General features: G+C 33.8%; 5 protein-coding genes and 1 tRNA gene. 4 read left to right on the top strand and 2 right to left on the bottom strand.

Annotation, left to right across the window (positions count from 1 at the left end; translation table 11 throughout):
• Window positions 1-164 precede the first annotated feature (164 nt).
• Window positions 165-995, bottom strand: a complete 831-nt coding sequence (locus EPU_RS06570) for an alpha/beta hydrolase (protein WP_010167846.1) — start codon at window positions 993-995, stop codon at window positions 165-167.
• Window positions 996-1158: 163 nt separating this feature from the next.
• Here EPU_RS06570 and EPU_RS12720 point away from each other — a divergent pair, with 163 nt between their 5' ends.
• The 4 genes from EPU_RS12720 to EPU_RS06550 all read left to right on the top strand — a co-directional run bounded on the left by EPU_RS12720 (window position 1159) and on the right by EPU_RS06550 (window position 6138).
• Entirely contained in the window at window positions 1159-3105 is a 1947-nt protein-coding gene (locus EPU_RS12720) for an SEL1-like repeat protein (protein WP_010167205.1), read from the top strand.
• 15 nt (window positions 3106-3120) lie between these two features.
• On the top strand, window positions 3121-5286 hold the full coding sequence (locus tag EPU_RS12715) for an SEL1-like repeat protein (protein ID WP_052296474.1): 2166 nt from the start codon (window positions 3121-3123) through the stop codon (window positions 5284-5286).
• 118 nt (window positions 5287-5404) lie between these two features.
• Complete coding sequence (locus tag EPU_RS06555; RefSeq protein ID WP_044149727.1) at window positions 5405-5905, top strand: GNAT family N-acetyltransferase; 501 nt, start codon at window positions 5405-5407, stop codon at window positions 5903-5905.
• A 151-nt stretch (window positions 5906-6056) separates the two neighbouring features.
• Window positions 6057-6138: transfer RNA gene (locus EPU_RS06550), tRNA-Leu, on the top strand.
• 68 nt (window positions 6139-6206) lie between these two features.
• Here EPU_RS06550 and EPU_RS06545 read toward each other — a convergent pair.
• Window positions 6207-8096: a leucine-rich repeat domain-containing protein gene (locus EPU_RS06545; protein ID WP_029488156.1), complete on the bottom strand. Its 1890-nt coding sequence runs from the start codon at window positions 8094-8096 to the stop codon at window positions 6207-6209.
• Between the last annotated feature and the right edge of the window lie 67 nt (window positions 8097-8163).

Genomic DNA, 8163 nt, shown 5'->3' with positions numbered 1-8163 from the left:
ATTATATAAGTATTACGACTCCTACATTACAGGAAGTATGTGCAAAAATGGGTGTAAATAGCAATTAAACTTATTGATGGGGCAACGCTGGAAACAAATGAAGAGGAATATTTATTAATTAAGCTAGAAAATGTAGATTAGGCAGGGAAAATACTCCCTGCTTTTTAATTGTATGATATTTTTAGCCATTCAAGYGCTAGATTAACCCAGCTTGCTACATGTTCGTTGAGATGTTTTTCGTTAGTGGCACTTTGGTCATTTGCTAAGCTTAGCCCATGTGTTCCGAAGGGGTAAATATGAAGTTCGAAAGGTATGCTATTTTTTCTAAGCGCATCAGCAAACATAAATGCATTTTCGACTGGAACTACTTTATCAGATATTGTATGCCAAATGAAAGTAGGTGGTGTTGCTGCAGAGACATAATCAGATATGGCGGTAGTATAGTATTCCTGTCGAGAAGGTGTAATGTCGATATCTTCAACAACAAACTTTGGAGGGGTATGTGGTTTGATATCAATTACTGCGTAGCCTAAAAGTAATTTATTTGGATAGCAATCTGTAGATTTAATTTTGAGTGTATCAGATATAAATTTGCGACCAAACAGTGTGGCTAAACTGGCACATAGATGTCCTCCAGCCGAAAAACCGGCTATGGATATATTTTTGGGATCAATGTAATATTGTGTAGCATTAACTCTGACATGAGCAACGGCTGCAGCAAGCTCTAAGAGTTGCTGTGGATATTGAACTGGTAATACGCTATATCGCAATATAAATACATTATAGCCTTCTGATAAAAATTTTAAAGCAATAGGCTCAGCTTCTCTGTCAGAAGTATACTGATAATATCCACCAGGGCAGATTATTATGCAAGGACGTTTATTGTGAGTGTCATATTCTGTACTTTTATATTGATTATATATTTCCAAAATAGGATTAGCACCTGGAATAGAAAGAGAAGGATAAATCTCTGCTAAGTTTAATTTAGTTTTCATGAGTACCTCCAAAAATATTTATGTGTTAATTATCTAAAATTTTTTTGAAATTGACAAGGTGAAATTGATAAATATTTAATAAAACATACTCAAAATGTATGGTAAAGTTTGGCTTGCCCTCATATAATTTTACGATATGAAAATTTTATTAGGGGGTACGTTATTGATTACTCAATCAGAAATTAATTATTTAAAGAGTCTTCCTGCTTTTAGGATAAACGAAATGGTAGCCCAAATGCTAGCTGTGTTGAATAATAAAAATAAATTGAAAATGTTTTATGAATTTAGCTGGGTAAAAAAAATGCAAGATGATATCGATACTGATACCCAAATTGATGAATATATCGTAACGGCTCTCAATGTGCTCTATAGTTTAGAGTATATTCATTCTGAAATAATCATAAACTTGACGATGGAGCTAAACTTGATATATTTAAGGAAGCGCAACAGACTTTTATGGCCATTGTTGACTAAATTAAATGAGCAAGTTGATACTATAGATAATTTAAATGAAATATTAATTAATATAGATAGCGGAGTATATGCTGCAGATAACCCATTAATTAACATATTTAATATTACATCAATTTTAGGTGAATATACAATAAAAAATATTGAAAAAATGAAAATGATTACAAATGAATTGCAAAAAAACAATGTTTTATCTGATATAGAAATAAATTTACAAGATATTATAACACTGATTATGGATGTTGAAGAAGAAATTGGTGCTATATATTTGGAGTCGCAGACATTAAAAGATAATTTTATTGGAAAAATTTTATTAAAAACTGTTGAAGAATATCACCTAGATATAAAGAAAGAAACAATCGATAAATTTGTGATGACAAATAAAATACTGGCAGAGCAGAACTTAAATATGAATACTAAAATTTCTATTAATGATATTTACTTAGAGTTAATTGAAGCCAAAATATTAAATTATGAAAATATTGATAATTTTATAAAGAAGATAGACATGAATAAGGTGATAATTCCATCTATAGACTTTATTTTAAATGAATGTAGAATTGAGGATATGTCGAAATCTTTTAGGAGTTTAATACGCATGGGCATAAGTGGCGATAAAGATGCGCAATATGATATAGGCTTTGGATATACCAACGGTATTGGGGTTACAAAGAATGTAGCGAGAGGTTTTAAATGGTTTAAAATGGCAGCGGATCAGGGGCATAAGAATGCTCAATAYGAAGTAAGCTATGCATATATATATGAACAAGCATCTATTGTAAATACCAGTATTTCACATGATACTCTTCCTTTGTTACTAGGTAATAAATCTGCAGAAGTGAAAGTTATAACCGAAAATCTAGAACTAATAGATAATGCTGAACTTTTTGAAAATTATAAATTGATGGCAGAAAGAGGAGATGCGACAGCGCAATATCGAATTGCTTCCGCATATATTTATGGAAATGGTACAGAGAAAAATTTGATACAAGGATTTCGGTGGTATCAAAAAGCTGCGGAGCAAGAACATGTAGAAGCGCAATACAAATTAGGATATTGCTATGAAAAAGGAACAGGTGTTGATTCAGATTTAGAAATGGCATTTAAATTTTATCAAAAAGCCGCTACCTTAGGAAGTGTAAAAGCTCAGACTAATCTAGCTTTATGCTATGAAAAAGGTATAGGAACTACTTTAGATTTGGATAAGGCCTTTGAATGGTATGTACGGGCAGCAGTAAGTGGTTTTGCTAAAGCACAAAATAATCTTGGATATCTTTATGAAAAYGGAAAAGGCGCAACGAAAAATTATTCTAAAGCATTTGAATGGTATCAAAAAGCTGCAATACAAGGTCATGCAAAAGCCCAATATAATTTGGCATTGTGCTATGAATATGGTAAGGGTGTGATAAAAAACTTGGATGAAACTTTTAAATGGTTTAAAGAATCTGCAGAGCAAGGGAATATGTATGCACAGTACGCATTAGGAGCGGCATATATAAAAGGCTTGGGAACTAAAAAAGACAAAGAACAAGGCTATTTTTGGTATCAAAAAGCTGCCGAGCAAGGACATCTGGAGGCTGGAGATAAGATTAAGAAAAGAAARTTTTTTAAAAAATTAAATATAATAAGAAGAAAATGACGGGGGTGTATAGAGATGGTTGATATAGACTACTTAGTAGCGCAGCCGGTGTACAAGATAAATAAAATGATTGCAGAAATGATTGCTTTATTTATTGATGGAAATAAGGATGCATTACTACAAAATACAGACTGGTTTAAAAGAATGCGAACCAATCAATATGATGATTATATAATAGAAACGATTGTAGCATTAAATGAAAGAAATTGTATTAGCGCGGCAATTATAGTAAATCTTAGAACAATATTAGGACTGCTAAATATCGAGTTAAAGAACGAATTGATTGCAGAACTATTGATAAGCTTGGATGAAAAAATTTATGCAATGAATAATTTAGAAATGGTATTAAATCAAGTTACATATACAACAGATAATATTATTGGAGATATATTACAGGTAACAGCATTAATAAACTTTCATACATTGAATAATATTGAAAAAGCTGAAATAATAACTACACAAATATTTGAAAATAAAGTTATTGCAAGCAAAGAATTAGATATGTTGGAAATTTTGATGCAGATTCAAGATATTGAAGAAATTGATATTGGAGTAATTTATCTGGAGCTGCARGTATTACAGGACGATGCTATTTGTACAGTAGCATTAGAGATGTTAGAGGCATATCATTTGCTATCTGAAACCAAAAAAAAGTTGATTGAGCCAACAAGTTTTATCGAAGCGATGTTRGCAGAACAAAAGTTAAATGCCCTAGCGCAATTTGATGTGTTTAGTATTTATAAAAATATTATAGAAACGAAAATGGAAAACTATGAAATACTATTTTTAGAAGAAGTGATGTCAAACTCCACCATTTTGCCTATAGATTTCATGGAGCCCGCAGATGCAAAAGGGCAATATGATCTAGCTTGGAAATATATCAAGGGAATCGATATTAAAAAAAATGTAAGTGCTGGAATTGATTGGCTGCGCACTGCTGCAGAGAATGGATATGTATATGCTCAATATCATATGGCGCTGAGATATGCAGCTGGAGATGGGATAGAACAAGATGAGCATAAGGCTTGGGAATGGTTCGAGAAGGCAGCGGCGCAAGGACATGCTAAATCTATATATAAATTAGGAAAAATTTATACTGATGGAATTATAGTAGAAAAAGATTATGAAAAAGCTTTTAATTGTTATTTGCAGTTGGCTCAAAAAAGCAACAAAGATGCTCAATATAAAGTGGGTATAGCATATATGTATGGAAATGGTGTAGAAAAAGATTCGACAAAAGCTTTTGAGTGGCTAAAGAAAGCTGCCGAAAGAAAGCACAAAGAATCTCAGCACAAGATTGGAATTGCATATGCTGAAGGTGTCGGCGTCGAGCAAAATTTAGAAGAAGCGTTTCGATGGTCTAAATTGGCGGCAGATCAGGGATATTTATTTGCTCAAAATAATGTTGGTGTTGCATATGAAAAGGGTCTCGGGGTAAAGCAAGATGACGACGAAGCATTTGCTTGGTATATGAAAGCCGCGCTGCAAAATGGAGTYGAAGCACAATTTAATTTGGGTATCTGCTATGAAAAAGGAATAGGGGTTTTACAAAACTTGTATGGAGCGTTTGAGTGGTATAGTAAGGCTGCGAAGCAAGGATATGTGGCCGCACAGATTAAGATTGGAGATTTATATTTTGATGGCTTAGGGGTTATGCAAAATTTTTATGAAGCATTTGCCTGGTATGCGAAAGCGGCAAAGGATGGAGATACACTGGCTCGTCACAAGGTAGCAGAATGTTATGAAAATGGAACTGGCGTTGAAATTGATATGGTAAAAGCATTTAGGTTATTCGAGCAACTGGCTAAAGAGGGGCACGCCGAGTCTAGGTATGATATTGGTTATTTTTATGGTACTGGAACGGTTGTACATAAAAGTGCAAGAAAGGCATTCAAGTGGTATAAGAGTGCAGCTGTTGGGGGTTTTGCACAAGCACAATATAGCGTAGCTTTATGTTATGAGGTAGGAATAGGTGTATCGAAAAATAAAATTAAAGCATTTAAATGGCTTAAATCTGCGGCAGATGGTGGATGCGTAGACGCACAATATGAATTGGCTATGGCTTATTTTGAAGGGAATGGTACATCAAAAGATAGGCCAAAGGGTAAGTGGTGGCTTCAAAAAGCAGCGAATCAAGGACATGAAGCCGCATTATTGAAATGGGAAAAGATGACTAAATAGTAAAACTTGTGTTTTTTATTAAAAACGGATATTCTAATAGAGTCAAAAATAATATGATTAGCAAGAAAAAATTACTCCCTTTTTTATTATAGAGGGAGTTTAATAAATGGAGGAGTTTATGATTAGAAAAGCAGTTGTTGAAGATGCATGGCAAGTTGATCTCTACTTTAATGAAGCTAGAAATTACTTTAAGGAGAAAGGCGTAGATCAGTGGCAAGGTAGTTATCCTAATGCTTTGGATGTTAAAGAAGATTCTAAGAGGGGAAACGGATATGTGGTTGTTGAAGATGAAATAGTAAAGGCCTACTTTTTTTTAATATTTGGAGATGACCCTACCTATTCAACTATCTATGATGGAAGTTGGATTACAGATAAATCATATGGAGTATTGCACAGAGTGGTTGTAGGAATGAAGTTTAGGCAAGAGGGCATTGGGAGCCAGATTTTTGCGTTTGCTATAGAAGAGGCAAGAAAATTGAGGATGAATCTACGTATAGATACGCATAAAGATAATATTGCTATGCAAAAGCTGATCGAAAAAAATGAGTTTGATTATTGTGGAATAATTTATATCGGTGATGGCAGTGCCAGATTAGCATATGAACGAGAAATTGAATAAAAAATTTTTTGGAAGAGGAGGTGAGAAAAATCAAAATTTTGGAGATCCAGAAATGTTATTTTAAAAAAAATGACAAAAAAAATCGAAAAAAATAAAAAAAAGACTTGCTTTTTTTTTAAAGGTATGTTATATTATGTTTATCACATCTTAGGCCGACATGGCGGAATGGCAGACGCAGTGGATTCAAAATCCACCACCCCTAAAGTGTGTGGGTTCGAGTCCCACTGTCGGTATATAAAAAGCAGCYTAACTTTTACAGTTAGGCTGCTTTTTGGTTTGTACTGCAATAAATAACTGCGCTTTAGATGGTAAAATGTACATCTATAGAATTTGGAACATACAATTTAAAATTTTGCCAAGTGGATTCGGTACCACCATAGTATATATCGGTCAAATTTAAGCAATCACCAAATATGCCAGGCTCAATAATTCCATCATAGTTAGAGTTGTGTATTGATGTAACAGAAGTAGGTATAAAAATAGATTGTAATCCCGAAAATCTAAAAGCATTTTCTTCTATAGAAGTGACAGTACTAGGAAGTATAACTGTAAAAGCATTTTGTTTGGCAAAGGGTTGTCCTTCAAAAGCACCTTTTCCTATTGTTTTAACGAGGAATCCATCTATAACTGCTGGAATATTAGCAATTGTTATTGTATTGTCTGCGTCGGTAATTGTGCCAGAAGCAGCGTCAAATTTTATGCGACCTCCTTCCACTCCGTTAACATTGATCCATATAGGACCAATATTTTSAAATAACACTTCAACCTGATTTGAAATATCCACATCAAGGTTATCCCATTCTTCTTTAGATCCTCCAAAATATATTGTCTTTAARTAATTACAGTTAGCAAATGTATTTTTGGCTATCTCAGTAACAGAAGCTGGTATGGATATTGTTGCTATTGTCGAATTTCTAAATGCATGACTTTTTATGGCAGTCACTGTATCTGGTATTTTTGCAGATTTTATATTAATGCGATTTTCAAATGAACCTTCACCTATTACTTTAACTGCTGCTCCAGAAATTTCTTCCGGAATGTCAATGGCAAAACCAACATAATCTGCAGAATCTAAAACGGTTCCAGAATCTATATCAAATCTAATTGGACCGCCTTCTATATCCTTGATAAAAAACCACTCCGGACTTAGGGTATGGATTATCTCCAAAGTATCATTTGATGATAGGTCAATATTAAAACAATCCCAGTCTGAAGTACTGCCATTAAAATAGATGGTGTTTAAATTATCAGCTCCATCAAGAAAATTGCTTACAAGTCTGTTTGGTGCCTTTGTAAAAGCAATAGTTTGTAACGCAGGAGCATTTTTGAATAATGTAGAGTTGATATATGCCAATGTGCTAGGAAATGCCACAGATTCGAGTAAGGTTGCATCTTCAAAGGCAGGAGTCATAATTTGTGTGACAGGCTTACCATCAATATTGGCTGGAATACTAGCAGATGTAACGGTGTTTTGAACATCAAAGATTTCAATTTGATCTGTAAATATGGCCATTCTTCGGTCTGCATAAAATGTGGTGGCATTTCCATAAATAACTTTGCCACCCTCTATTCCAGGAATGGTTGCTAACTGAGCATTGACAACGCATCTAACCTGGCTGGGAGTAACAATCACAACAGGAGTGGTCGCAGCGGGCCATCTATAATTATCGCTAATTCTGGTAAGTCTATAATATTTTTCTGCAGTTGAAATACCTAGGTTGATGCTATGTCCACCATAAAATATAAACTCAAGAGCATAACTTTGATAAAACGCATTACTAGGAACGTATGTTACTGATTTTGGAATAAATATTTTTTGGAGGGCAGTGTTTTTGAAAGCATAGGAGCCGATAGACTTTACGGTTTCGGGTAGTGTGACTTCGGTTAATTGGGTACAATTTTCAAATGCATTGGAGGCAATAGCAATGACAGGAATACCATTGATGGTTTCTGGAATATATGCTGTAGTTATAGTTGTTTCAGCTTCTACAATGGTTCCGGTACTAGGATTAAATTTGAGTTTACCACCAGTAACTCCTTCTACTTCTAAAAAAGATGTATCTAGATACAAACGGCTGACTCCGGCATTAGTTTCTAATAAATTGACGGAATCGGCAACATCGGCTTGAAGACATGAAGGTGTTGCACATAACAAAGTGGCTGCAATGAGATAGTTATATTTTCTTTTCATAGTTATTCTCCTTAATAATTAATCCGCATAAATGAAAAATGTCATAATAATTTGAAAAATGTTATAT

It is taken from the genome of Candidatus Epulonipiscium viviparus (genome assembly GCF_000171335.1).
GTDB classification, from domain to species: Bacteria; Bacillota; Clostridia; order Lachnospirales; family Cellulosilyticaceae; genus Epulonipiscioides; species Epulonipiscioides viviparus.
Note: the sequence above shows the minus strand (reverse complement) of the source record. Positions and strands in the feature narration are given on the sequence as shown.

Coding starts and splice junctions, on each gene's coding strand:
- EPU_RS06555 (WP_044149727.1), top strand. CDS start 5,405: ATGATTAGAAAAGCAGTTGTTGAAGATGCATGGCAAGTTGATCTCTAC.